A 372-nucleotide genomic window follows, 5' to 3' on the forward strand; every position below is an offset into this window, starting at 1 on the left:
TGGATCATTTCGTCGATATCCGCGAGGGTGAAGCCCAAGCCATTACCGGTGCGCTGCAGATACACGCGCAGGTCTTCGAACTCTTGCTCCAGCAGCAGGTTGTCGTGCAGGTCGGTATGGCCCATCAATGCCTGATGGCGAGCGGCGAAGGCTTCAGGCGGGATGGTTTCGATCTGATTATTACGCAGGTTCAACGAGCGCAAGCGTGGCGCCTCAAACACGCCCGCCGGCCATTCATCCAAGATGTTGTCGCCCAGATCCAGGGCTTGCAGTTGCGACATACCGCTCACGTCCAGCTCGGCCAGCCTGTTGTCATTGAGGTTCAAGTTTTCCAGCATCGGCATATTCAACAATTGCCCGCGCAATGCCGTT

The 372-nt window shown here is 57.0% G+C and carries 1 protein-coding gene; it reads right to left on the reverse strand.

All coding sequences use genetic code 11. The annotated features are described in order from the left end of the window. A partial coding sequence (locus AC0L3U_RS38655; protein WP_473365000.1) for a hypothetical protein occupies window positions 1–372 on the reverse strand: 372 nt, incomplete at both ends.

This window comes from Bradyrhizobium sp. Kon69 (genome assembly GCF_055807515.1).